Here is a 23,318-nt window from a genome sequence, read left to right on the forward strand (position 1 = left end):
ACATCTTGAGAAGTATCCCGAGTGACTCGGAGTGCTCCGTTGGGAGTGCCGGACGACCGCAACATGATCCCGAGCACGTCACTACAACGAACACCAGAACTACGACCGGTTGTAACCCTAGCAAATCTAACGAATCACGCAAAGGGGTACGTGCATTTCTTCTGCCGTCAACGATCCGTGGTGCCCGATCAGCATCGACTGCAGAGGCTCTGCTCCGGTCCGAACGACCGCCCGCGATCCGGTTGCGACGCAGATGACGTCGCCTATCCGCTGCACGGCGGCGTGTGTGACAGTCGGCCCGAACCACCCGTTGTCGATCACTTCGGACCGGGAAAAGACGCCGAAATCGGTTCCGAGAATTGCTTGCCAGGTGGCGACGACGTCGTCGATTGCACCGTTTTTCGTATAGATGTGGCGCGCTCGCGGTTCGCCACCGAGCCTTCCGACGCCGGCTCGTAGAGACGATGTCGCGTCGAAGTCGACGGGATCGACGATCTCGACCATGCCGTGATCGGCAGTGACGATCAGTGCGGCGTCGCCAGGCAACCGCTCAGCGATCGAGCGCGCGAGTAGGTCGACCTGAGCGAGTTCGGTTGCCCAGGCGTCGGAGTATGGCCCGCGGACGTGACCGGTGAGGTCGAGTTCCCCGTGGTAGGCGTAGACGAGCGAGCGGGAACCGTTTTGCAGAGATCGGATTGCGCCGTCGGCGAGATCGCCCATCGAGAAGCTCGGTCGAAACTCGCCACCGCGCAATGACGCTCGGCTCAGGCCTGACTCGCCCTGGTACATGGGCGCGACCCGCGAGACGGAGATGCCGGCCTCGGCGGCCCGCTCGAATGCGGTCGGGTTCGGTTGAAACTCTTCGGGCGCGACATCCTTCAACAGGTCGATGTGGTCTCCGGCGCCGTGCAGCCGCCACTTGAGCGGGTTCATCAGCCGCTGGTGACCGGGAACGGCCAACAGATAGCCGACGATGCCGTGCTCACCTGGAGGCAGGCCGGTACCTAGCGAACTCAAACTGGTTGCCGTCGTACTCGGAAATCCTGCGGTGATCACCTTCGAAGTTCGGCTGGAGAGAAACGGTGCCGCAGCGGAATTCGCATCGAGCAAAGCCGCGCCGAGACCGTCGACCAGCAAGATGCAGACGCGCCTTATGCCGTCGAGATCGAGGCCTATTCGATCGACTTCGCCTTCGACGCCGAGCGCAGCAAGGCTCGACGGGACCAGATCTGCGAGGGATGCAGTGCCGTAGCGCGGCGCAACCAGCATGGGACCCAATGTAGCCGGGGGTATCCGGGCACCGGTGGCGTCGGTAGTCTGAGGTAAACATCGAGTTGTGCATGAATGGCCCGTCGCCACACTTCTCTCGGACGCGCACGGGGCGAGATCGACTCGGAACGGATCGTTGCACATATGAAGGAAATTTCGGCGCTGGGAGTTCAGGCATTCGTCAGGGATGTTGTCCGGCGCGGTGGAAAGGCAACGAAAGTTGCCGGATCCGGTCGCGGAGCAGTCAAAGTCTGGGGCAAAGAGGGCGGCGTTTCCATCGTCCAGGTTCGTGCCAAGGCCAGCGGTGACTGGCATGCGAGTCGCCGCGACGAGGAAGTGGGAGCCGGCGCGGCCAACCCCACATTTTGGGCGTTCGTCGACCTCGGTACCGATCCACACGCGACCTACATCATCTCGGCAGAAGAATTTGCCGCCGACGTTCGGTGCGAGGTCGACGCCTGGATGGCCGATCGGCCAGGCCGATCACGCTCAGGCGGGATCCGAATCGCGCAGGATCGGATCGCCCACCGACGGGCGCGCTGGGACCTCCTCGGCGTCTCGGTCGTCGCCGACGCGAATATCGATACCACCCATCTGGACGACCTGACCGTCGAGAAAAAGAAGGCACCAGCCAAGGCCGCGGCCGTCGAGGACGAGTCCGACGGCCGAACCCGCTTGGTCGCCGACTTCGAGGGCTACCGGATCGTCGCGCTTCGCGAGGAATCGACGGGTCGCCTCGAGATCGTTGCCGGACAGATGGTCGGTCGGCATTTTCCGACAGCGTCGGCAGCCGCATCTGCCGTAGCGAGCCTGGTCAGTGGCGAAAAGGTGACGAAAGACGGCGCGGATTTCTGGCGCGCGGAAGGCTAGCCCGCTCCGCGGGTCGTGAGTCTTTTCGGAGGGCCCGCCCGCCGAAAGGACGCACGAGCGGCGTAGCCGCCTAGTCGCTCAGGGCCGGAATTTCGCCGAGCGGCCGAACTTCGCAGAAGTTGTACGCGGCATCGGGGATCTGGGCGCAGATGGCAACGGCCTCGTCCATGTTGGCGCACTCGACGACGTAGAAGCCCGCCAGATGTTCTTTCGACTCGATGTACGGACCGTCGGTTGTCGCGACCACACCATCGCGGATACGCACGGTCTTGGTGTTGATCGGATCGGCGAGACCAGCGCTGGCGACGTGGTGTCCCGACGCGATCAGCGAATCGTTGAGTGCGCCGTGACCCCGACCCAGTCCCATTCGCTGATCGTGAGACAAGCCTGCCCAGCTTTCGGGATTGCTGTAGATCAGCAGCATGTACTTCATGGCGGTCACCCTTCGACGGTTTCGACATCAACAAGGACGTCGGCGCGATCGGCGCGATATCGACATCATTGCCTATGTCGAGGCGGGCGTCGTGACTCCGACGTCCCTGTTGGCAGCAAAAATGCTGCACTGTTCGACAGACCGATAGAAGGAGCTATCCCTATGTTGGAATCAACGAAAGCATTCAGCGGATTCTCGGTGAACGACATCGAAGCGGCGAAGCAGTTCTACGGAACCACGCTCGGCGTCGCGGTGTCCGAGGACGCGATGGGCCATCTGACGCTGACGCTCCCCGGCGGCACAGAAGTTCTCGCATACCCGAAGGACGACCACGTTCCGGCTGCGTTCACGATCCTCAATTTCGAGGTCGACGACATCGACAAGGCGGTCGACGCATTGACCGTGAGTGGCGTCAGCTTCCAGCGGTACGACGCTATGCACCAGGACGACAAGGGCGTCATGCGGGGAATCGCTGCCGGCATGGGCCCGGACATCGCGTGGTTCACCGACCCGGCGGGGAACGTCCTCTCGGTGTTGCAAAACGCGTAGTCGGGCGCCGCGGGCACAATAGGACCGTGAGCGCCGCCCGCGAGTTCGAAGACCGCATCCGCGATCTCGCACCGCATGTTCTCGGTGCACTCGTGCGGCGCTACGGTCATTTCGATGCCGCAGAGGATGCGGTGCAGGAGGCCTTGCTCGCGGCGTCGGTGCAGTGGCCCGAGCAGGGTCTGCCGGACAATCCGCGCGCGTGGTTGATCACTGTCGCGTCGCGACGGCTCACCGATCAGTTTCGCAGTGACGAAGCGCGACGTAATCGGGAGACGAACATCGTCGCCGCGGACCGTCCGGAAGACCTGCACGCGCCAGCGGTCGACGAACAACCGAGCAACGAAGACGACACGCTGACGCTGTTGTTCCTGTGCTGCCACCCCGCATTGACTGCGCCGTCCCAGGTGTCTCTCACCCTGCGTGCGGTCGGCGGGCTGACCACCGACCAGATCTCTCACGCGTTCCTCGTGCCGGAAACGACTATGGCGCAACGGATCAGCAGGGCGAAGCAAACGGTACGTAAGTCGGGCGCGAGGTTCGCGATGCCGACGGCCGACGAGCGTGCCGATCGGCTCGAAGCCGTGCTCCATGTGCTGTATCTGATCTTCAACGAGGGCTACACGGCGACAAGCGGTTCCGATCTGCAGCGCACCGACCTCACAGCAGAAGCAATCAGGCTGAGCCGCATGCTGTTTCGTCTACTACCCGCCGACGGCGAGGTCGGTGGACTGCTGGCCTTGATGCTGCTGACCGATGCACGGCGACCCGCAAGGACCGGCGAGGGCGGCGCGCTTGTTCCACTGGCAGAACAGGATCGGTCGTTGTGGGACGGCGGTGCGATAGTCGAGGGTGTCCGCATCGTGAGCGACGTCCTGTCGAGGGCGCCGGTCGGCCCGTACCAGATCCAAGCTGCGATCGCTGCTGTGCACGACGAAGCGGCTACTGCGGAAGAGACCGACTGGCAACAAATTTCGGAGTTGTACAAGGTGCTCGCGCGAATCTCGCCCGGGCCGATGATCACACTGAATCGAGCCGTGGCCGTGGCGATGGTGGAAGGTCCGCAGGCTGGACTCGAGCTCCTTGCCACCTTGGACGACGATCAGCGAATGGCAACCCATCATCGACTCGGGGCAGTGCGCGCCCATCTCTACGAGATGGCGGGAGACACGGTGGCGGCGATCGAGCACTACCGGACTGCGGCGCGGCGCACGACGAGTACCCCGGAGCAGCGCTACCTGCAGGATCGTGCAGAGCGATTGGCGACAGCTAACCGAAGCGGAACCTAGCAAGGGATACCGTTTGTCCCATGACGTCGATCGAGGACAACGACCCAGCGGGCCACCGTGTTGCGATCCTGTACTGCACTCAATGCAATTGGCTGCTGCGCGCGTCGTGGATGGCGTCGGAACTGTTGTCGACGTTCGGTCAGGAACTTGGCGAGGTCGCCCTGATACCCGGAACCGGCGGGGTCTTTCGAGTAACCGTCGGCGGCGAGCTGATCTGGGACCGCAAGGAGCGGGGCGGATTCCCGGAGATCACGGCGCTGAAACAGCTTGTGCGCGATCGAGTCTCGCCCGATCGGGATCTCGGCCACGTCGACCGGACGAAGTAGCGCACGATCAGGTGGGTCGCTTTGCCTGCTCCAACAACGCCCGGTGTGACTCCTCGTGCAGGATCGAGATGAGTTCTGCTTCGAGGGCGACGAACCGCGGCGAGGTCAGCATCGAGAGGTCGCGTGGGCGGGGGAGATCGACGGTCAGCTCGTGCCGAATTCGCGCAGGCCGTGCGGACAACACGATGATCCGGTCGGCAAGAAAGATCGCCTCGCGAATGTCGTGGGTGATCATAAGAACCAGCCACCGGTACTGCTCCCACACCTGCTGCAACCAGGTCTGCATCTCGGTGCGGGTCAGCGAATCGAGAGCGCCGAACGGTTCGTCGAGGAGCAGCACATCGCGGTCCTGAACGACGGTTCGCAGCATCGCTGCACGCTGGCGCATACCTCCGGACAGCTGCGACGGTCGGGCTGTTTCGAAACCCGCCAGACCGAATACCTCGAAGAGTGCGCGGGCCCGTTCGCGCGCAGCCTTTTTCGACATGCCTTGAACTTCGAGTCCGAGGGTTGTGTTGTCGAGGACGTTGCGCCACGCGAACAGCAGATCCTTCTGTGGCATGTATGCGCACTGCGCGCTGCTCGCCGGTGATTCGCCGCCGATCGAGATTTCGCCCTCGGACGGAGTGTCCAGTCCTGCAAGCAGGTTGAAGATCGTGCTCTTGCCGCAGCCGCTCGGTCCGATCACGGCGACGAATTCGCCGGCAGCGGCGTCGAAGGTGATGTTGTCCAGAACTTTTCGCCTGCCACCTTTGACGTCGAATGTCTTGCTGACGGCAGCGACGCGGACCTTGGGATGGGTCATAGGTTCACTCGTTCCATCCGCACCCACGGCGCGAGAATCCGTTCGACCAGGTAGGTCAGCAGAAACAACACGATGCTGATCGCGGCCGTCACGAACATCGCAGCAAGGACGAGATCCGTGCGGAACATCCCCTTCTGCCGTGCCATGTAGATGCCGAGTCCGCTTTCGGCACCGGCATATTCGGCAAAGATCGCGCCGACGACCGCGTAGGTGATGCCGATGCGCAGAGCGGTGAAGAAGCGCGGCATGGCGTTCGGCAGTCGAACGTACCGAAACTGTTGCCACCGTGAGGCTCCCATACTCCGCAGCAGGGAACCTGCGTCCCGGTCGGTCGACGCGAAACCTTCGATCAGGCCGATGGCGACAGGAAAGAACGTCGCGAGAGTCACGAGGAGGATCTTCGGCATCAGTCCGAAGCCGAACCAGGTGATCATCAACGGGGCGATCACGATGATCGGGATCGTCTGCGACGTAACGAACATCGGCACGAGCGCGCGGCGCAGCAAGCCCGAGAAGTCGATCGCGATTGCAAGCAGCCAGGCGATCGTCAACGACAACGCGAAACCGACGAGGGTGACCTGCAGTGTTGCAACGGCATTGGTGGCAATGACGTCGCGCTGCGCCCACCCCTGGGTCACTACCCGCCACGGCGACGGCAACAGTTGTGGCCGTACATCGTTGACGGAGACGTAGACCTGCCACGCCGCGAACAGGGCGGCGAGGCCGACGAACGCAGGGACGACCCTACGGACCGCTGAGGTACTCATTGGTGAAGTACGTCGACCAATCAGGTTCGGTGGTCAGCGGTTTGCCGGACTCGTCGACGAGCACGCCGTGTTGGAAGAGGAAGCGCGAGTAGCCCGTCCACTGTTCGAGCGTTTGGGTCCCGACCTTCCCTGAGCTGTCCTTCATGAACTTGTCGGACAGCATCTGCTGGCTTTCCTTGATCAGCGGTTCGTCGGTGAACGCACCGGGGTTCGCGTCGATGAGTAACTGCGCGCCCTTCGCCGGGTCGTCGGCTGCGAGTTGATAGCCCTTCTGCAACGCCTGCACGAACTTCTTTGCCTGCTCCGGATGTTCTTTCAGCCAGGTCTGATTGCCGTTGATCACGATGGCGTAGGCATCGGGAAAGCCGAAGTCGGAGTAATGGAAATACTTGAACGGTGTCCCGCGGTGCTCGGCTTCGATGCCCTCCCACGCGAAGTAGGGGACCGTGAAGTCGGCCTCGCCGGAGTACACCGACTCGTACGCGGAGGTTCCGACGGTCACATTCTTGAAGTCGCCGGTGCCGCCGTCGTTGCGGATGACCTGGCGCAGCGTTTCGATCTCGCCCGCATCGCCGAAACCGGCATAGATCTTGCCGTCCAACGTTTTCGGGCTGGACAGGTCGGCACGGTCGGCGCGGACCCCGATCGCAGTCGCCCAGTGCTGCAGTGGCGCGAGCACCGAAACCGTATCGGTACCTGCCGCTTTCGCGAACGTGGCGGAATTCTGGAAGCTGACCCCGAACTCGGCGTTGCCCGAATCGATCAGCGAATCAGGCGATGCCGTGTTGTACGGCAGAATCTCGACGTCGAGGCCGGCATCGCGGAAGTAGCCCTCCTGCAACGCAACATAAAGTCCGGTGTGGTTGGTGTTGGGCGTCCAGTCGAGTGCGAAACGGATCGTGTTCGGGTCTGCGTCACCGTTGTCGGAGCACGCGGTCAGCAGCGACACCGCGGACGCCGTCACGACGGCTCCGGTCAAAATCCGGCGGAGCAAAGAGTGGCGGTTCATGGTCGGAAGTGTCCTTTCAGGCGGGCCACGGCTGCGGGTGCAGCGCCGTGTCCCAGAACAGAAGTTCGTAGCGGGAGGCGGTCACGAAAGCAGTGCTCATCGCGTCGCGCTCGGCGTCGGATGCGGCGTCGGCTGCCGCATCGACAAGTTCGCGGGCTTTGGCGACTTCGTCGTGGAAGTCCTGGTTGTCGTAGGTGGTGACCCACTGGGCATACGGATGGCCGGGATCGGCCGCGAGCACCCCCTGCGCGCTCGCGGCGAGGTCGCGCCCGACCTCGGCGTAGATCCAGAAACACGGCAGCACCGCTGCTGCCGCAACCGCGTATGGCTCGGTCGCCGCCGTCGCGATCAGGTACGAGACGTAGCCGAGACACGCGTTGGACGGCGCAGGCAATTCCCCGGCTGCTCCCAAAGTCCCGCCCGAAAGCAGGCCTTCGTGCAACGACAGTTCGACGGTTGCCGACGTCGCTGCAGCCTGCGCCCAGAACGCGGCGGTGACGGGATCCGGTGCACGCGCCGCAAGCAGCGCCAATGCCTTGGCGTACCCGGCGAGATAGATCGCATCTTGTTCGATGTAGGTGCGGAAGACGTCGAGCGGCAACGTGCCATCGCCGAGTCGGCGGAGAAACTCCAACTCGTCGATTGCAGCGCGTAACTGCTTCGTCTCGTCCCACACACGGTCGGTAAAGCGGGCCATGACATCCCTTCGTCAGCATTACCTGCATCAGGTTCGCGGGTCTTATCTCAGCTCCAACCTGGAGCACCCCGTGTCAGTCAGGCGAGGGTAGCAGGCTGGTCGCTTACCCTGGTTTCATGGATGCCGAACCAGCGGTCGTAGTGACAGACGACGCCCAAGCGGTTGCCGCCGAGGATTCTGCAGCGGCGGCACCGATCGTGCGGATCTCGTCGGGAGAGATTCGTGGTCGGCGGGACGGGGAGACGCTCTCGTGGCGAAGTATTCCGTTCGCCGAGCCGGTGTCGGGTCCGCTGCGGTTTCGGAGTCCACGCCCGCGCACGCCATGGGACGGGGTGCGCGATTGCACGGAGTTCGGTCCGATCGCACCACAGGGTGTCGACAACACGGTCCCGATCGACGCGGGACTTGTACCGGGCGAAGACTGCCTGTGGCTCAACATCTGGACCCCGGCAACCGACAGCGATCCGCGGCCGGTCATGGTGTGGATCCACGGTGGCGCCTACTGTCTCGGCAGCTCGGCGCAGAAGCTGTACAACGGTCGCCAACTCGCTGAACTCGGCAACACCGTCATCGTCACCGTGAACTACCGGCTCGGCGCGCTCGGGTTCCTCGATCTCAGTTCCTTCTCGACGCCGGAAGCGACCTTCGAGTCGAATCTCGGTCTGCGCGACCAGATTGCGGCATTGGAGTGGGTCCGCGAGAACATCGCCGTCTTCGGTGGCGATCCGACGAACGTGACGTTGTTCGGCGAATCGTCGGGTGCCGGGTCTATCACGACGCTGATGACGTCGCCGCGTGCCGAAGGCCTGTTCCATCGCGCGATCGTCCAAAGCCCGCCGGCGACGTCCGTCTACGGACCCGAGCGGGCCGCCCGCGTCGCCGCACGGTTTCTGGAGATTCTCGAGCTACCCGCCGAGCGTGCGCACGAACTCTACGACCTACCGATCGAGGAGATCATCGTCGCGAGCGATGTCCTCGTCGACGAGATTCCTGCCAAAGTCCCTGGCACCCTTGCAACTGCACCGGTTGTGGACGGCGATCTGGTGCCGCGCTATCCCGTCGCCGCGTTCCAGAAGGGGCTCTCGCACCGCATACCGCTGATCATCGGGACCAACCGCGACGAGGCCGCGTTGTTCCGGCTGATCAGGTCAGCGCTGATGCCGGTGACGCCGGACGCGGTGAACGAGATGTTGCGGGTGATCGCCGCCGACCATCCGACGCTGTCGCACGAGCGTCTCGCCGAGATCATCGCCTTCTACCCGGATGCCGGTAAATCCAAAGGTGCACAGGCAATTTCGAGCGACGCAGGGTTTCGGATGCCGAGCATCTGGGTTGCCGAAGCGCACAGCAGGCATTCCCCGACCTGGTTCTATCGCTTCGATCAAGCGACGCCGATGTTGAAAGCTGCCCGCGTCGGCGCGACCCATGCGACCGACTTGCCCTACGTGTTCGGCAGTTTCGGCACGATGAACATAGACCCGACGTTCTGGCTCGGTGGCCGCAAGACCGCGATGGAGGTGTCAGGTCGAATCCAGCGGCGGTGGCTAGCCTTTGCGGCACACGATGTTCCGGCCGCGATCGACGGATCCAAGCATTGGCCGCGCTACGACGAGGACACCCGAGCCACCCTGATCATCGACTCCACCGACGTCGTCGAAGCCGATCCCGACAAGGAGTTGCGGGAAACGTGGGGCGATCAGGTGCTCGGATTCAGCTGAGTCAGGCGGATTCGGGATCCCTGCGTTGTTTCTGGAGTGGGACAACGAAACTCGCACGCGTGCTGATCGGTGCGCCGGGTGATTGCACGTAGGGCAAGACTCGAAAGTCGGTGCGCCACGCCTCTTCGTCGACGTGGACGCGGACATAACCACGCTGACCGTTGACGAACTTGATGTCGGGACTTGCGGCCATCAAAGTCTCGCCGCCGTCCGGCATGTCCGCGCCGTCGCCGCCACTGCAGATCGAGGTACCGACGAATTCATGTGCGACGATCGATGATTCGAGATCACTGAAGTCACGGCGCAGCTCGCTCACATAATTTGTATGCCGATCACCGGTGATGACCACAAGATTGTTCACGCCGAGATCGGCGGCGCGACCGAGCACGGTGTTGCGGTCGGCGACGTAGCCGTCCCAGGCATCCGGGGACACGTCGGTTGCGGGACCGGTGTCGTAGTCGCACTGGCCCATCGGAGCCTGATTGCCGATTATGTTCCAGCGCGCCGACGACGTGGCGAAACCGTCGAGCAGCCAATCACGTTGCGGACGACCGAGCAGGGTTCGATCGGCGCTGAACCTGTCACTACAGCGATCGGATTCGCCGTCGCCGCATGCTTGGTCGTCGCGATACTGACGGGTGTCGAGCATCGTGAACTCGGCGAGATCGCCGTACGCGATGCGTCGGTGCATCCGCATCTCGGACCCGCGTGGCATCTGCGTGCTCCGCAATGGCTGATGTTCGTACAGCGCCTGAAATGCTGCCGCTCGGCGTTGCCGGAATACCGCGGGCATTTGATCGACTTCGATGTCCAACTCGGAAGTATCAGCGGCCCAGTTGTTCTCGACCTCATGGTCGTCCATCGTGACGATCCAGGGGAACTGAGCATGCGCCGCCTGTAGTGGCGCTTCGGATTTGTACAGGCTGTACTGCAGTCGGTAGCGAGCGAGATCGAAGGTCTCGCCGTAGAACTGTGGTTCGACCGCGACGCCTCTAAGGTTCTTGCCCACACCGTCTTCGTAGATGTAATCGCCAAGGTGGACAACAAGATCGAGGTCCTCGGCGGCCATGTGCTCGTAGGCGGTGAAGTAGCCCTCGTGCCAGGCTTGGCACGAGGCGAACGCGAAGTTCAGCTCCCGGGTGCGCATACCGGGCAGGGGAGTGGTCCGAGTTCGACCGACCGGTGAGATATCGGCGCCCATCCGAAAGCGGTAGTAGTACACCCGATCCGGTTCGAGGCCGTGAATCTCCGGATGCACCGAATGCCCGAGTTGCCTTGTGGCTACGACACTTCCGCTGCTGACGATCGTCGTGAAGCGGTCGTCCAGTGCGACTTGATATTCGACCGTCGCAGGCGCTGCGGGCATACCGCCCAGACCGTCCGGGGCGAAGGGGTCCGGCGCGAGTCGCGTCCACAGGACGACTCCGTCCGGCGTCGGGTCACCGGAGGCGACTCCGAGCGAGAACGGATTGCCGAGCCGTCGCGACGTCGTGAACGGTTTTGCGCTCGACGCCGCACCCGTTCCGAGCAGTAGAGCCGCCGCGCCGGTGGTGCCGAAGCCGAGCAACTTTCGCCGGGAAATGCCCACGCTCCGAGCGTGACACGGTGATGTGAAGCGATGCCGTCGCTCGTATGGCGCATCTGTGAACCTCAGGGATAGATCGGGGATTGCCCCGATGTGGTTCGCTGCGCTTCTCCATAGCGTCGTTGTATGCGCAAAACCTTGCTCGCACTGGCCGTCGCTGGAGCAGTTGCCGCGGGTGGCTGCTCGGCCGCAAAGTCGCCTCCCGATCCTCGCGTCGACGCGGTACAAGCCGATCTCGACGCTCTCGTCGAATCGGGCGTCGCCGGTGCCCAGGCGACCATGACGGTCGACGGGCACAACCGCGTACTTCGCAGCGGTGTTGCGAACAAGGACACCGGAGAACCCATTGCGTCGCGTTCACAGTTCCGGATCGGTAGCGTCACAAAGACTTTCACTGCGGCAATGCTGCTCCAGTTGGTCGGTGAGGGTCGGTTGCAGCTGGACGAGCCGATCGAGACATACCTACCGGGCATCATCCGCGGCGAGGGTGTAGACGGCAACGCCATCACGGTGAGGCAGATCTTGCAGCACCGCAGCGGACTGCCCGAGGTCACAGAAGATCCGCGGATCGATTGGGGGCTAGCTGAAGTTAATTGCGCCGGAATGGAATCCAGGCATCACGGATCTGCTGGGCCGCTTCAGAGGCTGTGATGGTGAGGATTGTCTGGCTGGCGAGGGCGTCAGTCCAATCGCTTTCGCTTGGTGCGGTCGCGAACCAGGCAGGATCAGGGGTGCGGCCGGTGGGTCCGAGTTTGCGAAACAGTTCCGCTGCGTTGCTGTCGATGGCGCCGCGAGCATTGAGCGCCCACAGGTCCCAGAGGTCGCGGGGTGCGCGGCGGTCTTGCCAGGCTGCGGTCTTGGCGGCCACGAATGCGGGTGTGGTGAGGACGTCGAGTGCTGCGGGTGGGGCGTCGTCGTAGCGTTGGTCGAGCTGGGTTCTCTGCGTTGGCCAGTCGGGGTGCCCGATTTGGCTGATGAGTTGGATTTTCACACTCAGGCCGTCGTCTCTGCGGAGATAGGCCTCGCCTGCGTCGCCGACGGCGCTGAGTGCAGGGTCCCAGTGGAGGCGGCCGAGTTCACGGCGGAAGGCGTCGGGTAGTTCGCGGTCCAATTGTCGGGCGATGGTGCTGCGTGAGGTGCGGGTAATGAGGTCGATGTCTTCGCTGAGTCGGCCATCGGGGAGGTTCGTGCGCGCGAGTGCGGTGCCACCGATGAATGTGAGTTGATCGGCCCAGCGGTTGCTTATGGCGGCGAGGATGAAGGAGATCATGCGGTCTCGTTCGGCTTGTTCTCCGCTGACTCCGAACGCGGCGGCAACTGCGGCGGTGCTGGCCACGTTCAGGCGTCCTTGCGATCGTCGAGGATCTGTTCGGCTCGGCGTAGCGCCGCGAGTTTGCGTTGGTCAGTGGCGAGCGCGTGCAGCTGGGAGGGGTCGCATTTGCGGTACAGCGTGACGATCGCCTTGGTGATGTCAGTGTCGACGGTGTCGGTTATGTGTGCCAGGTCGAGGACGGTTTGTTCTGGTGTGGTGACCAGCGTGGGTCCGGCTTCGGTCGTGATGCGTTCGGCGTCGAGGGTGTCTGTGGCGCGCTTGACGAAACGGACGATCCCCTTGCGGTCGGTGAGTTCGATGGGTGCGTGTTGTTTGGGGATGGCGACCGTCGTGACGGCGCGGGCGCGAGGCAGGGCACCGTGCATGCGAGCTGCGGTGACGCCCATCAGGATCGCATTGTTGGGCCCAGCGATTGTCGTCGCGATTGCGGCCGCGGCCGTCTCGATGGCGGGCTTCCAGCCGGTGTTGATGTGTTCGGTCGGGACGACGATGTAGTAGCCGTACGCGAGGCGGTGCAGGGTGCCGTTGCTTGCGAGGCGTGCGAGTTCTTTGCGGGGATGGGCGTAGAGGTCCGGGATGTCCTTCGCGCGGACCGTGCGCATCGGCCTGCGGGCGAGTTCGGCGACGGGATTCATCGGCGCCTCCCTGCGCGCTTGGAGTAAGTACAGAAAGTGTATGCTATGAACATACACTTTCGATACTTAGCGCCGGTTTACTGACGCGTTAGGTTGTAGAAACTCAGGCAAGCAGATCCGCGTACTCGCTATTGGCTGCGATGTATTTCTCGACGTACCAGCAGGACGGCACAACCTTGAACCCGTCGGCCCGCGTCGATGTCAGTGCGAACTCGACGACCTGCGCGGCGATGCCCTTGCCACGAAACTCAGGAACCGTCAGGGTGTGGTTGAAGTCGCGCATACCGTTGCGCTCGTCGTAGTCGGCGTAACCGGCCAACACGTCGTCGGAGTAGATCTCGTAGCGGGTTTCACCGAGGTTGTGCTCGAGTCGCGTCGTCATGATCGCTACAACACAGCGCCGGGATTGAGGATTCCCTGCGGATCCAGCGCGTCTTTGATCTTGCGCGTCAACGCCATCACGTCCTCGCCGACGTAGTCGGGAAGCCAGGCCTTCTTGAGACGGCCGACTCCGTGCTCGCCGGTGATGGTGCCGCCGAGTGCGATGGCGAGGTCCATGATTTCGCCGAACGCCAGGTTCGCGCGTTCGGTCATGTCCGGGTCGTCGGCGTTGTAGACGATCAGCGGATGGGTGTTGCCATCGCCGGCGTGCGCGATCACCGACACCATGACGTCACGGGTTTTCGCGATGTCGGCGATCCCGGTCACCAGCGCAGCGAGTTGCGGCAACGGGACTCCGACGTCTTCGAGTAGCAGGCTGCCCTTGAGCTCGACGGCCGGAATCGCAAAACGCCTTGCGGCACAAAAGGCTTCGCCCTCGTCGGCGTCGTCGGTGCTGAAGACCTCGGTCGCGTTGTGTGCGGTGAACACGTCCGCCATCGTCGTCGCTTCCTGCGCCGCGAACGCGCCGGGTGCATCGGATCGTGCGACGAGCAACGCCTCTGCGTCGCGATCGAGTCCCATCTTCATCTCGTCTTCGACGGCATTGATGGCGACGCGGTCCATAAATTCGAGCATCGACGGCCGCAGTGAACGCGTGATCTCGAGGATTGCGCTGGCCGCGTCGTCGATGCTTGCGAAGGACGCAACGACCGTGGCCTGCGGCGGTTGTGCGGGGATGAGCCGCAGCGTGATTTCGGTGATGATGCCCAGCGTGCCTTCGCTGCCGACGAACAGTTTCGTCAGCGACAGTCCCGCAACATCCTTCAATCGTGGTCCGCCGAGTCGCACCGCGGTGCCGTCTGCGAGGACAACTTCGAGGCCGAGCACGTAGTCGGTCGTCACGCCGTATTTGACGCAACACAGTCCGCCGGCGTTGGTCGCGGCATTGCCGCCGATCGAACAGATCTCGAACGAGGACGGATCGGGCGGATACCAGAGTCCGTGCTCGGCGACGGCCTTCTTCACCTCGGCGTTGAGCAGTCCGGGCTGGACGACCGCCGTGCGCGTCACCGGGTCGACCTCGATCGCGCGCATACGCTCGGTTGTGACGACCACGCCGCCCGCGACGGCCGTCGCGCCACCGGACAGCCCCGAGCCCGCTCCACGCGGCACCACAGGCACACCATGCTCGCTGGCCCACCGCAGCACGGTCTGTACGTCGGCGGTCGAGGTTGCGCGGACGACGGCAAGGGGAGTCACGGCGTCGGGATCGCGCGCCCAGTCCTGCTTGTACCCCGCAGTCAGGTCGGGGTCGGTGAGCAGCGCGCCGTCCGGCAAATTTTCCCGCAACGAATTCAGAAACGAATCCGCGCGGTCCGGCGATAGTCCAATTGTCTCGTCCTGCCCGGTCACAGCAGTAACGCTACGCGAGCGTGCTGCCAGACCAAGCAAAGGGCGAGAGCGTCGATACAGCACCACGTAAGCGATCGGTGTTCACACTGACCACTTTGGCAACTCTGTTACCAGGTCGTTCTGTCGGCGAAACCAAATATCGCCCATAAGCGGAATAGCGTCAGCGAACCTCCACAGGAGAAGGGACATCCGATGAACGCCGAACACCAGAACATCGCACAGCTCATCTCGGCAATGTTTTCCTACGAGATGCGCGACGGCGGCGTCGATTACGACACCATCGTGCGAATTCACAACGGCGATCTGAGCCCGTGGCTGACCGCGCTCGACAGCTCCGGACTGTTCGACGACACCGTTCTGGAGGAGGTCCGTGCCAGCTGGCGCCGACGTCCCAAGGCTTTGTTGGAAATCCTGCTCGCCGACTCCGACGAGATGACGATCCGCCGCAGCAGCGTCACGTGGGCCGTCCTCGATCGCCAGGCACCACTCGCGCACATCAGCTAGAGCACGTCGACTCGAGGTCCGTCGACCACGACGGCCTGCTCGTCCGTCAGGGTCCAGAACGGCACTTGCTTGTCGCGAAACCCTTCCGCGACGCGTTGCAACACCGCAGGGTCGTCGAACTGCGACTGCCAATGCGGCACTATCGCCCGATCCACCAGTCCGAGTCCCGACCAGATCGGCTCGATGCCGCAGGTCGGTTGCACCTCGTCGGGATCATCCGAACTTTCCAATCCGTGCAGCGACGGTGTGAGCACACAGGCTCCCGCGCTGTAACCGGCGTAGACGATCCGGTCAGCACCCAGTAGTCGGGGCAACACAACATCGGCACCGCTTCGAGCGAACTGCGCGCGTAGCACGAACGTGTTGCCGCCGCGAACCCACAGCAACGGAAATCCCGACAGCGTCTCGGCGAGATCGTCGGCCCGACCGACGTACTTGCGCAAATCCACTTCCTCCGCGCTGAAGCCCAGCTTCTGCAGCGGCACGATGTCGCTCGTGACAGCCGACGCGCGTGCCGACGCCGGCCAGGCGTCTGCCGCATTGGCGATCACGGCGACGCGACCGGGTGGCGTGCCGAGCAGGGTCAGCAGTCGGTCGCGGTGCGCGCCGAAGCGGTAGGACGCGAGAAACAGCCGCACTCAGAAGACGAACGCGAGATTGTCGACGATGCGCTGACCCACCTCGGTGTCGCCCTCGAGTTCGATTCGCGCTGTGTGCTCCGCGGCTGTGGTGCGGCCACCCGCGAGTCGGGTGAACAGTCCGGAATCCAGTCGGACGATGGTCGTCGGGTCGGCGTCGAAACTGTCGACAACTCGCGCGCGGCCATCGACCGAGATGTTGAGTGTCCGCCGCAGAGGTCCGGTGAGCTCCAGCGCAATTCGCGCACCCTCGGGCGCTTTGCCGCGCTTTCCGATGACGTAACCCAGAGCCTCGTAGATGTCGAGGAAGGCCATCTCGCCGCGTGGGCCACCCTCGTTGCCGGCTATGCCCACAGCGTCGCGGATGTCCAATTCGTGCATCCAGCAGTCGAATACCCGTAGGCGCATAAACCGTCCGTAGGGCACTTGGCCGAGTGGAGAGAAGGATTCGGCGTCCCACTCCTCCTGCGGCATCGCTGTGAGTGTCTCCCGGCGCAGCGTCGTGATCTCGCGAAAGCGTGCGAGCATCTCGGCGCCGGACAGGTCGCGCAGTGCGATGACCCAGCTTTCGTTCAACGCGGCAATGTCGTTGTGTACGTGAGCAAGTGCTTTGACGTCGACCTCGGTCGGCGGAGGCTGCACACCGGCAAGGAACGATTCGGTTCCGATGAGGTGGGCAACGACATCGTGCACGGTCCACTCCGGCAAGGCGGTCGGGGCGTTCCAGGCGTCCTCGTCGAGTTGGGCGAGTAGGTCCTCGATCGTCTTCCACTCGTCGAAAAGGGTTGTGGTGATTGCTTGTTTGTCGTTGGACGGCATATCGCTACGTACTCCCGGCGTCGGTGCTGGTCTGGGCGGTCGTCGTGGGGACCGTCTTGGGGATCATCGACAGGTCGATGACTTTGCCACGGTTGATGCTGATCCAATCGCGCCCTGTCACATAGGGCGCAAGGCTTTCCGCGATCGCGCGGCCTTCGCGCTCACCTTTGGGTCGTTGCAGTTCGAAGACGTTGGGGAACTGCAACATTCCGGTGACCAGACTCCAGAGCCGCAGGGCCGCATCGCCCGTCGGCGGGTCGATCAGGACGGGCCCGAACAGGGCTTGGCCGTCGGGGAAGAAAAGCGTCGGCACACCGAACCCGCCCGCGGTCACGACCCGTTGGTGATCGGCGCGCACGTCGTCGTGGGTGGTCGGGTCGGCAATCGCTTCGTCGACGGTCGCCGGATCGATCCCGAGTTGTTCGAGGAGTCCCCGCGCAACGACCGGGTCGTGCGGTTTGCCGCCGTAGGCATGCAATTCGCGGCCGATCGTCGCGTACCAACGATCGAGCCTGTCACCGGAATCCTCGCGATCGCGGCGTCGGAGAAGTGCCCCGATGCGCATCAGGGACCAACCGTAAGACCAGTCCCGCTCCCACGGATGCTTCTTGCCATCGACGCGGTTGATTTCCTCGAGGCTGAAGAATCGCCAGTCGATCTGCAGTCCGGTCAGCGCGCGGACTTCGCGGATCCAGATGGAGGTCTGATACGCGAACGGGCACATGGGATCGAAGTGATATTCGATCTGGGTCGGTGCGAGCGGTGTCGGGGCAGTCACGAGTGATCGCTTTCGAGACGTTCCAGGCCCGCTCGGATGGCGGCGGCAGTCCCTTTCGGATCGTTGCTGCGCCGCAGCACCAGACCGCCGACGAAGCGCAGTTTGTCGCCGGACTGTCGTGGAATCACGTGCAGATGGACGTGCCCGACCGTCTGGAATGCCGACTTGCCGTCGTTGATGACCAGGTTCGCGCCATCGGCCTTGAGGTCGGACTGCCGAACAGCCATCGCGAGACTGTGTCCGACGCGAAAGACCTTCGTGCCGAGATCGGGATCGAGATCTTTGAGTTCCGTCGCATGTGTCTTCGGAATCACGAGGACGTGGCCCCGCGTGATCGGCCGAATGTCCAGGAACGCGAGCACGTCGTCGTCTTCGTACACTTTCGTGCTCGGAGCGTCGCCTTTGACGATCGTGCAGAAGATGCAATCAGCCATGAGGTCAGTATGCAGCGCACCATTTTTATGGAGTCGGCGACGGTTCGAATCGCATCGCGCGCAGCGTCGGTCGCGCCAGCACTGTGGTCGGGGAGTAGCGCAACGCGAAGGTGCGCATCCTGCAGCCGAGTGGGTTTCCCAGCTGTTCGATGCGGTCGCGGCGTCGAGCATTGCGGACCATCGTGAGGGTCCGGGCCATCCGGTTCTGCTCGTAGCGTCGCAGTGCATTCGCAACGTCGGGGGTCGACGCGAGAGTCTGTGCCAGCACCCATGCATCCTCGATCGCTGCGCCGCTCGCCTGGCCAAGGCTGTTGAGCATCGGATGCGCCGCGTCGCCGAGCAGCGTCACCGGGCCGTCTCCCCATTGCTGCAACAGTGGCCGGTCCTGCGCGGGAACGGCTCTGATGGCCGCGTCCGGCGTATGGGAGATCGCGTCCAGTACTTCGTCGGCCCAACCGTCGAATGCGTGCAGCAATGTTCGCTGGTCGCCTCGCGCGGTTCGGGCCGCTTCGATGCCGAGCCGCTCGGTGCCCCACCAGTAGGCGTTGCCGCCGCCGATGTCGACGAGGTCGAAACGCTTTCCCAGTCCCCAATACTGAGCGGCGAGACCGGACGGCAACCGTGGATGGGTGAAGGGGATCGCGGCCGACCAGCACACGTAGCCGTACTCGATTAGCGGGTTGGTCTGAGCCAACTGGCTGCGAACGGCGGAGCGGATGCCGTCGGCGCCGATCAATACGTCGGCGGTCGCGGACCTGCCGTCGGCGAAGATCGCCGTCGCCGCTGATCCGTCGACCTCGAAGCGCGACAGTTCCGCACCGAAATGGACGCGGCAATCTCCTGCCGCGGTGCGCAACAGCGAGATCAGGTCGTTGCGTGCGATGCCGATGGTCGGCGCGCCGAGGGCACGCGACATCGAACCGAGCGGCAGCTGCCGGACGGATCTGCCGGTGTGCGTTCTGATCTCGAGCTGTTCCAGTGCCTGCCCTGGCAGCGGTGTCCCGAGTTCGATTCCGAGGTTGCGCAGCACCGCGGTGCCGTTGCTGCCGACGTTGATGCCACTTCCGGTCGTCCGTTGCCCGGGCGCTGCCTCGTAGATCTCGACGTCGATGCATCTGGCCCGTAGCGCAATCGCCGCTGTGTAGCCACCCACACCTGCGCCGATGACGATCGCTCTCATCGCTGCGCAACCAGGAGCGGAAGTGCGGTTGCTGCCGTTGCTCGCCACGAGTAGTCGACCTGGTCGGTGAGGTCGGTGTCGGTCGGGTTGATCTCGACGACGGGCACGCCCGCGGCACGGGCAACTGATGGCAACCCCGCAGCCGGGTAGACGACCCCCGATGTTCCGACGACGAGGAGAACGTCACACGCCGCGACGGCTGCCAGGGCGCGGTCCCACGGTTCGGTCGGCAGCGATTCGCCGAACCAGACGACGCCGGGCCGGACGAGTCCGTCGCAGACCGTGCAGTGGGGTGGCGGCATGCGGTGCGCGAGTTCCGTCTGTGGGTCGACGTCCGCAGGTTGGCCGCAATCGCTGCACCGCGGTTCGTAGAGGCTGCCGTGAACGTGGGCGGCGACAGTGCTGCCGGCGCGCTCGTGCAAGTCGTCGACGTTCTGGGTGACGATCGTGATCTCGGCGGTGCTGTTCCAGTCGGCGAGTGCGACGTGTCCCGGATTGGGTTGTGCCTGCCTGACCAGGGTCGCGCGCCACTGGTACCAGGCCCAGACGAGGTCGGCGTCGGCCTGCCACGCCTCGGGGGTGGCGAGGTGCATGACGTCGTACTGCTTCCACAGACCGGATTGCGCATCCCGAAACGTGGGAACGCCACTTTCGGCGGACATGCCCGCGCCCGTGAGAACGGCGATCCGGCTCGCATCTGCGACCAGCGACGTCACATGGTGGGGAATGTCACTACGCACTACTGGAGAGTAGCCACGGGGAGGTGACTTTTGCCTCTTGGCGTCGGATACGCTCACGTCCGGCCTTTCGTTGGCGCGAGACATAGCACGATTCCTAACTTACTTTGTAGTAAGTTAGGATTCCCCAAGGTTCTTTCCGTTTCGCGCACCCACAGGAAGAAGTCTGAGACGTTGGAGACAACACAGAGCGCTGAGTCGTCGGATGCCCGGCCGCGCGTCGTCGTCGGCGTCGTTCGCGAATCGAACGATGGCGAGCGACGAGTGGCGTTGGTGCCGAAAGTCGTGGCGTCGTTGATCAAAAACGGCGTGGACGTCGTTGTGGAAGCGGGTGCCGGTGTCGGCGCGCTGATTCCTGACGAGTCCTTCGTCGAGGCGGGTGCCTCGATCGGTGACGCCTGGTCGGCGAACGTGGTGGTGAAGGTTGCCCCGCCATCGGACGCCGAGATCGCGAAGCTGACCTCGGGTCAGACGCTGATCGGCTTCCTTGCCCCGCGCAACGCGGACACCAAGATCGGTGCCTTGAAGGATGCCGGTGTGCAGGGGTTCGCGGTGGAAGCCATTCCGCGTATCTCGCGTGCACAGGTGATGGATGCGCTGTCGTCGCAAGCCAACGTTGCCGGCTACAAGGCAGTGTTGTTGGCCGCGTCGGAGTCGACGCGCTTCTTCCCGATGCTGACCACCGCCGCTGGCACGGTGAAGCCCGCGACCGTGTTGATCCTCGGTGTCGGTGTTGCCGGACTGCAGGCACTGGCAACCGCGAAGCGTCTCGGTGGTCGTCCGACCGGCTACGACGTGCGTCCCGAGGTGGCCGATCAGGTCCGCTCGGTGGGCGCGCAGTGGCTCGATCTCGGCATCGACGCAGCGGGCGAAGGTGGCTACGCGCGCGAACTGACCGACGACGAGCGCGCCGCGCAGCAGCAGGCTCTCGAGAAGGCCATCCAGGGATTCGACGTCGTCATCACGACGGCGTTGGTGCCGGGCCGTCCGGCTCCGCGTCTCGTCACTGCCGCTGCGGTCGAGGGGATGAAGCCGGGTTCGGTGATCATCGACATGGCCGGTGAGACCGGCGGCAACTGCGAGCTGACCGAGCCGGGGCAGACCGTCGTCAAGCACGGTGTAACGATCGCGTCGCCGCTGAACCTGCCGGCAACGATGCCCGAGCATGCCTCGGAGCTCTACGCCAAGAACGTCTCGGCGCTACTGGAACTGATGCTGAAGGACGGTGCCTTCGCGCCCGATTTCACCGATCAGGTCGTCGCCGATTCCTGCGTCACACGTGACAAGGAGACCGTCTGATGTACACCGAACTGCTCTCGAATATCGCGATCCTGGTGTTGTCCGGGTTCGTCGGGTTCGCGGTCATCTCGAAGGTGCCCAACACGCTGCACACGCCGCTGATGTCGGGCACCAACGCGATCCACGGCATCGTCGTGCTCGGCGCGTTGGTGACGCTCGGTCGGGTCGAGGATCCGTCCGTGCTCATTCAGATCATCCTGTTCGTCGCGGTGATCTTCGGAACCCTGAACGTGATCGGTGGGTTCGTGGTGACCGACCGCATGTTGGCCATGTTCAAAGCCAAGCCTGCCGCGAAGGTTGCTGCTGATTCCGAGAAGGACGCTGCCTGATGGACAACCTCGTAACAGTGCTCTACATCATCGCGTTCGCGATGTTCATCTACGGCCTGATGGGTCTGACCGGTCCGAAGACTGCGGTCCGGGGTAACCAGATCGCAGCGGTCGGTATGGCCATCGCGGTGATCGCGACCCTGATCTCGATCCGCGACACCGGCAACTGGATCCTGATCGTCGCCGGTCTGGTCATCGGTATCGCGCTCGGCATTCCGCCTGCGCAGCGCACCAAGATGACGGCGATGCCGCAGTTGGTCGCGCTGTTCAACGGCGTCGGTGGCGGCACGGTCGCATTGATCGCATGGGCCGAGTTCCTCGATACGTCCGGCTTCTCGAACTTCAAGCACGGCGAAGAGCCGACGGTGCACATCATCGTCGGATCGCTGTTCGCGGCCATCATCGGTTCGATCTCGTTCTGGGGTTCGCTGATCGCGTTCGGCAAGTTGCAGGAAATCCTGTCCGGATCCCCGATCACCCTTGGGCGACTGCAGCAGCCGGTCAACGCGTTGCTGTTGATCGCTGCAATCGCGGCGTCGGTCGTCATCGGTATCGGTGCCTCCGACGGTGGCGTCTCGCAGTGGTGGATCGTCGGCGTGCTCGTTGCGTCGGGCGTCCTTGGCTTGATGGTCGTGCTGCCGATCGGTGGCGCGGACATGCCGGTCGTCATCTCGTTGCTCAACGCGTTGACGGGTCTGTCGGCTGCGGCTGCGGGTCTGGCGTTGAACAACCAGGCGATGATCGTCGCAGGCATGATCGTCGGCGCATCGGGCACGATCCTGACCAACCTCATGGCCAAGGCGATGAACCGGTCCATCCCGGCGATCGTGGCGGGCGGCTTCGGTGGCGCGGGTGTTGCTGCGGTCGCCGGCGACGGCGAAGCGAAGTCGGCGAAGGCGACCAACGCTGCCGATGCCGCGATCCAGATGGCCTACGCCAATCAGGTGATCGTGGTTCCGGGCTACGGCATGGCTGTTGCGCAGGCTCAGCACGCGGTCAAGGAGATGGCGTCGCTGCTGGAAGCGAAGGGTGTCGAGGTCAAGTACGCGATCCACCCGGTCGCCGGTCGCATGCCAGGCCACATGAACGTGCTGCTCGCCGAGGCCGAAGTGTCATACGAAGCGCTCAAGGAGATGGACGACATCAACGGTGAGTTCCAGCGCACCGACGTTGTCCTGGTGATCGGCGCCAACGATGTCACCAACCCCGCGGCGCGCAACGATCCGTCGTCGCCGATCCATGGGATGCCGATCCTGAACGTGGATCAGGCGAAGTCGGTCATCGTGCTGAAGCGGTCGATGAACTCCGGTTTCGCCGGCATCGACAACCCGCTGTTCTACGCAGACACCACATCGATGCTCTTCGGCGATGCCAAGAAGTCGGTGGGTGCGGTGACGGAAGAGTTGAAAGCTCTCTAGCGCAAGCACACACGCTGAGGGCCCACTATTGCGCTTTTAGGACGGTTTTCGGGCTGTTGCGTAATGCGATCGGCGTGAGGCGCGTGATGTGAGGCCGAAAATCTTT

27 protein-coding genes and 1 riboswitch are annotated in these 23,318 nt (G+C 63.7%); of the genes, 10 read left to right on the forward strand and 17 right to left on the reverse strand.

The window, feature by feature from the left end; all coding sequences use genetic code 11:
- Positions 1 to 126: 126 nt before the first annotated feature.
- A complete protein-coding gene (locus ACHIRB_RS29540; protein ID WP_395125353.1) occupies positions 127 to 1,269 on the reverse strand; it encodes an alkaline phosphatase family protein in 1,143 nt (380 codons plus the stop codon).
- A gap of 144 nt (positions 1,270 to 1,413) precedes the next feature.
- Between ACHIRB_RS29540 and ACHIRB_RS29545 the strand changes: the two genes are divergently transcribed.
- On the forward strand, positions 1,414 to 2,139 hold the full coding sequence (locus ACHIRB_RS29545; protein ID WP_395125352.1) for a hypothetical protein: 726 nt from the start codon (positions 1,414 to 1,416) through the stop codon (positions 2,137 to 2,139).
- Between the two features lie 70 nt (positions 2,140 to 2,209).
- Here the strand turns inward: ACHIRB_RS29545 and ACHIRB_RS29550 are convergent, their stop codons facing one another.
- Positions 2,210 to 2,572: a YciI family protein gene (locus ACHIRB_RS29550; RefSeq protein WP_199705949.1), complete on the reverse strand. Its 363-nt coding sequence runs from the start codon at positions 2,570 to 2,572 to the stop codon at positions 2,210 to 2,212.
- A 162-nt stretch (positions 2,573 to 2,734) separates the two neighbouring features.
- On the opposite strand from ACHIRB_RS29550, the gene ACHIRB_RS29555 reads away from it, so the two are divergent.
- The 3 genes from ACHIRB_RS29555 to ACHIRB_RS29565 are packed head-to-tail and all read left to right on the forward strand — an operon-like array spanning position 2,735 to position 4,733.
- Positions 2,735 to 3,121: a VOC family protein gene (locus tag ACHIRB_RS29555; protein ID WP_395125351.1), complete on the forward strand. Its 387-nt coding sequence runs from the start codon at positions 2,735 to 2,737 to the stop codon at positions 3,119 to 3,121.
- A gap of 26 nt (positions 3,122 to 3,147) precedes the next feature.
- Positions 3,148 to 4,407 (forward strand): RNA polymerase sigma factor, encoded by a 1,260-nt coding sequence (locus tag ACHIRB_RS29560; RefSeq protein WP_395125350.1) that lies wholly within the window; start codon positions 3,148 to 3,150, stop codon positions 4,405 to 4,407.
- Between the two features lie 20 nt (positions 4,408 to 4,427).
- Positions 4,428 to 4,733 carry an Rdx family protein gene (locus tag ACHIRB_RS29565; RefSeq protein ID WP_395125349.1) on the forward strand — a complete coding sequence of 102 codons (306 nt, stop codon included), beginning with the start codon at positions 4,428 to 4,430 and terminating at the stop codon, positions 4,731 to 4,733.
- 7 nt (positions 4,734 to 4,740) lie between these two features.
- Here the strand turns inward: ACHIRB_RS29565 and ACHIRB_RS29570 are convergent, their stop codons facing one another.
- The 4 genes from ACHIRB_RS29570 to ACHIRB_RS29585 all read right to left on the reverse strand — a co-directional run bounded on the left by ACHIRB_RS29570 (position 4,741) and on the right by ACHIRB_RS29585 (position 8,011).
- On the reverse strand, positions 4,741 to 5,538 hold the full coding sequence (locus ACHIRB_RS29570) for an ABC transporter ATP-binding protein (RefSeq protein ID WP_395125348.1): 798 nt from the start codon (positions 5,536 to 5,538) through the stop codon (positions 4,741 to 4,743).
- Positions 5,535 to 6,305 carry an ABC transporter permease gene (locus tag ACHIRB_RS29575; RefSeq protein WP_395125346.1) on the reverse strand — a complete coding sequence of 257 codons (771 nt, stop codon included), beginning with the start codon at positions 6,303 to 6,305 and terminating at the stop codon, positions 5,535 to 5,537. The genes ACHIRB_RS29570 and ACHIRB_RS29575 overlap by 4 nt, the downstream gene beginning before the upstream one ends.
- Positions 6,283 to 7,314: an ABC transporter substrate-binding protein gene (locus tag ACHIRB_RS29580; protein ID WP_395125345.1), complete on the reverse strand. Its 1,032-nt coding sequence runs from the start codon at positions 7,312 to 7,314 to the stop codon at positions 6,283 to 6,285. Before ACHIRB_RS29580 ends, ACHIRB_RS29575 begins: the two co-directional genes overlap by 23 nt.
- 16 nt (positions 7,315 to 7,330) lie before the next feature.
- Positions 7,331 to 8,011: a TenA family protein gene (locus tag ACHIRB_RS29585; RefSeq protein WP_395125344.1), complete on the reverse strand. Its 681-nt coding sequence runs from the start codon at positions 8,009 to 8,011 to the stop codon at positions 7,331 to 7,333.
- A riboswitch (TPP riboswitch) is annotated at positions 7,999 to 8,092 on the reverse strand. (Overlaps the previous gene by 13 nt.)
- 35 nt (positions 8,093 to 8,127) lie before the next feature.
- Between ACHIRB_RS29585 and ACHIRB_RS29590 the strand changes: the two genes are divergently transcribed.
- Positions 8,128 to 9,729 carry a carboxylesterase/lipase family protein gene (locus tag ACHIRB_RS29590; protein ID WP_395113488.1) on the forward strand — a complete coding sequence of 534 codons (1,602 nt, stop codon included), beginning with the start codon at positions 8,128 to 8,130 and terminating at the stop codon, positions 9,727 to 9,729.
- 1 nt (position 9,730) lies between these two features.
- On the opposite strand, the gene ACHIRB_RS29595 is transcribed toward ACHIRB_RS29590, so the two are convergent.
- The gene (locus ACHIRB_RS29595; protein WP_395125343.1) at positions 9,731 to 11,317 is read right to left on the reverse strand and encodes an alkaline phosphatase D family protein; all 1,587 of its coding nucleotides are present in this window, start codon (positions 11,315 to 11,317) and stop codon (positions 9,731 to 9,733) included.
- Positions 11,318 to 11,440: 123 nt separating this feature from the next.
- On the opposite strand from ACHIRB_RS29595, the gene ACHIRB_RS29600 reads away from it, so the two are divergent.
- Complete coding sequence (locus ACHIRB_RS29600; RefSeq protein ID WP_395125342.1) at positions 11,441 to 11,965, forward strand: serine hydrolase domain-containing protein; 525 nt, start codon at positions 11,441 to 11,443, stop codon at positions 11,963 to 11,965.
- On the opposite strand, the gene ACHIRB_RS29605 is transcribed toward ACHIRB_RS29600, so the two are convergent.
- The 4 genes from ACHIRB_RS29605 to ACHIRB_RS29620 form a co-directional block, all read right to left on the reverse strand.
- Positions 11,904 to 12,650 carry a nucleotidyl transferase AbiEii/AbiGii toxin family protein gene (locus ACHIRB_RS29605; RefSeq protein WP_395113485.1) on the reverse strand — a complete coding sequence of 249 codons (747 nt, stop codon included), beginning with the start codon at positions 12,648 to 12,650 and terminating at the stop codon, positions 11,904 to 11,906. The genes ACHIRB_RS29600 and ACHIRB_RS29605 overlap by 62 nt on opposite strands.
- Before the next feature lie 2 nt (positions 12,651 to 12,652).
- Positions 12,653 to 13,282, reverse strand: a complete 630-nt coding sequence (locus ACHIRB_RS29610; protein ID WP_395113484.1) for a type IV toxin-antitoxin system AbiEi family antitoxin domain-containing protein — start codon at positions 13,280 to 13,282, stop codon at positions 12,653 to 12,655.
- Between the two features lie 103 nt (positions 13,283 to 13,385).
- Positions 13,386 to 13,664, reverse strand: coding sequence for a GNAT family N-acetyltransferase (locus ACHIRB_RS29615; RefSeq protein ID WP_395113483.1), 279 nt, complete (start codon positions 13,662 to 13,664; stop codon positions 13,386 to 13,388).
- Between the two features lie 5 nt (positions 13,665 to 13,669).
- On the reverse strand, positions 13,670 to 15,022 hold the full coding sequence (locus ACHIRB_RS29620) for an FAD-binding oxidoreductase (protein WP_395125389.1): 1,353 nt from the start codon (positions 15,020 to 15,022) through the stop codon (positions 13,670 to 13,672).
- A 246-nt stretch (positions 15,023 to 15,268) separates the two neighbouring features.
- Here ACHIRB_RS29620 and ACHIRB_RS29625 point away from each other — a divergent pair, with 246 nt between their 5' ends.
- Positions 15,269 to 15,580 (forward strand): hypothetical protein, encoded by a 312-nt coding sequence (locus tag ACHIRB_RS29625; RefSeq protein WP_395113482.1) that lies wholly within the window; start codon positions 15,269 to 15,271, stop codon positions 15,578 to 15,580.
- On the opposite strand, the gene ACHIRB_RS29630 is transcribed toward ACHIRB_RS29625, so the two are convergent.
- From ACHIRB_RS29630 to ACHIRB_RS29655, 6 genes are read right to left on the reverse strand one after another with little or no spacing between them, the layout of a single operon-like run.
- A complete protein-coding gene (locus tag ACHIRB_RS29630; RefSeq protein ID WP_395125341.1) occupies positions 15,577 to 16,218 on the reverse strand; it encodes a Type 1 glutamine amidotransferase-like domain-containing protein in 642 nt (213 codons plus the stop codon). The two genes, ACHIRB_RS29625 and ACHIRB_RS29630, sit on opposite strands and share 4 nt — an antisense overlap.
- Positions 16,219 to 17,037: a maleylpyruvate isomerase family mycothiol-dependent enzyme gene (locus ACHIRB_RS29635; protein ID WP_395125340.1), complete on the reverse strand. Its 819-nt coding sequence runs from the start codon at positions 17,035 to 17,037 to the stop codon at positions 16,219 to 16,221.
- 4 nt (positions 17,038 to 17,041) lie between these two features.
- Complete coding sequence (locus ACHIRB_RS29640) at positions 17,042 to 17,761, reverse strand: mycothiol-dependent nitroreductase Rv2466c family protein (protein ID WP_395125388.1); 720 nt, start codon at positions 17,759 to 17,761, stop codon at positions 17,042 to 17,044.
- Positions 17,762 to 17,811: 50 nt separating this feature from the next.
- The gene (locus tag ACHIRB_RS29645) at positions 17,812 to 18,249 is read right to left on the reverse strand and encodes an HIT family protein (protein WP_395125339.1); all 438 of its coding nucleotides are present in this window, start codon (positions 18,247 to 18,249) and stop codon (positions 17,812 to 17,814) included.
- A gap of 25 nt (positions 18,250 to 18,274) precedes the next feature.
- Complete coding sequence (locus ACHIRB_RS29650) at positions 18,275 to 19,429, reverse strand: FAD-dependent monooxygenase (protein ID WP_395125338.1); 1,155 nt, start codon at positions 19,427 to 19,429, stop codon at positions 18,275 to 18,277.
- Positions 19,426 to 20,169 carry an SIR2 family NAD-dependent protein deacylase gene (locus tag ACHIRB_RS29655; protein WP_395125337.1) on the reverse strand — a complete coding sequence of 248 codons (744 nt, stop codon included), beginning with the start codon at positions 20,167 to 20,169 and terminating at the stop codon, positions 19,426 to 19,428. The genes ACHIRB_RS29650 and ACHIRB_RS29655 overlap by 4 nt, the downstream gene beginning before the upstream one ends.
- Positions 20,170 to 20,340: 171 nt before the next feature.
- Between ACHIRB_RS29655 and ACHIRB_RS29660 the strand changes: the two genes are divergently transcribed.
- The 3 genes from ACHIRB_RS29660 to ACHIRB_RS29670 are packed head-to-tail and all read left to right on the forward strand — an operon-like array spanning position 20,341 to position 23,212.
- Positions 20,341 to 21,465 (forward strand): Re/Si-specific NAD(P)(+) transhydrogenase subunit alpha, encoded by a 1,125-nt coding sequence (locus ACHIRB_RS29660; protein ID WP_395113476.1) that lies wholly within the window; start codon positions 20,341 to 20,343, stop codon positions 21,463 to 21,465.
- The gene (locus ACHIRB_RS29665) at positions 21,465 to 21,794 is read left to right on the forward strand and encodes an NAD(P) transhydrogenase subunit alpha part 2 (protein WP_199705968.1); all 330 of its coding nucleotides are present in this window, start codon (positions 21,465 to 21,467) and stop codon (positions 21,792 to 21,794) included. Before ACHIRB_RS29660 ends, ACHIRB_RS29665 begins: the two co-directional genes overlap by 1 nt.
- Positions 21,794 to 23,212, forward strand: a complete 1,419-nt coding sequence (locus tag ACHIRB_RS29670) for an NAD(P)(+) transhydrogenase (Re/Si-specific) subunit beta (protein ID WP_395125336.1) — start codon at positions 21,794 to 21,796, stop codon at positions 23,210 to 23,212. The genes ACHIRB_RS29665 and ACHIRB_RS29670 overlap by 1 nt, the downstream gene beginning before the upstream one ends.
- Positions 23,213 to 23,318 lie beyond the last annotated feature (106 nt).

Source organism: Antrihabitans spumae, from assembly GCF_043944905.1.
Lineage (GTDB): Bacteria > Actinomycetota > Actinomycetes > Mycobacteriales > Mycobacteriaceae > Antrihabitans > Antrihabitans spumae.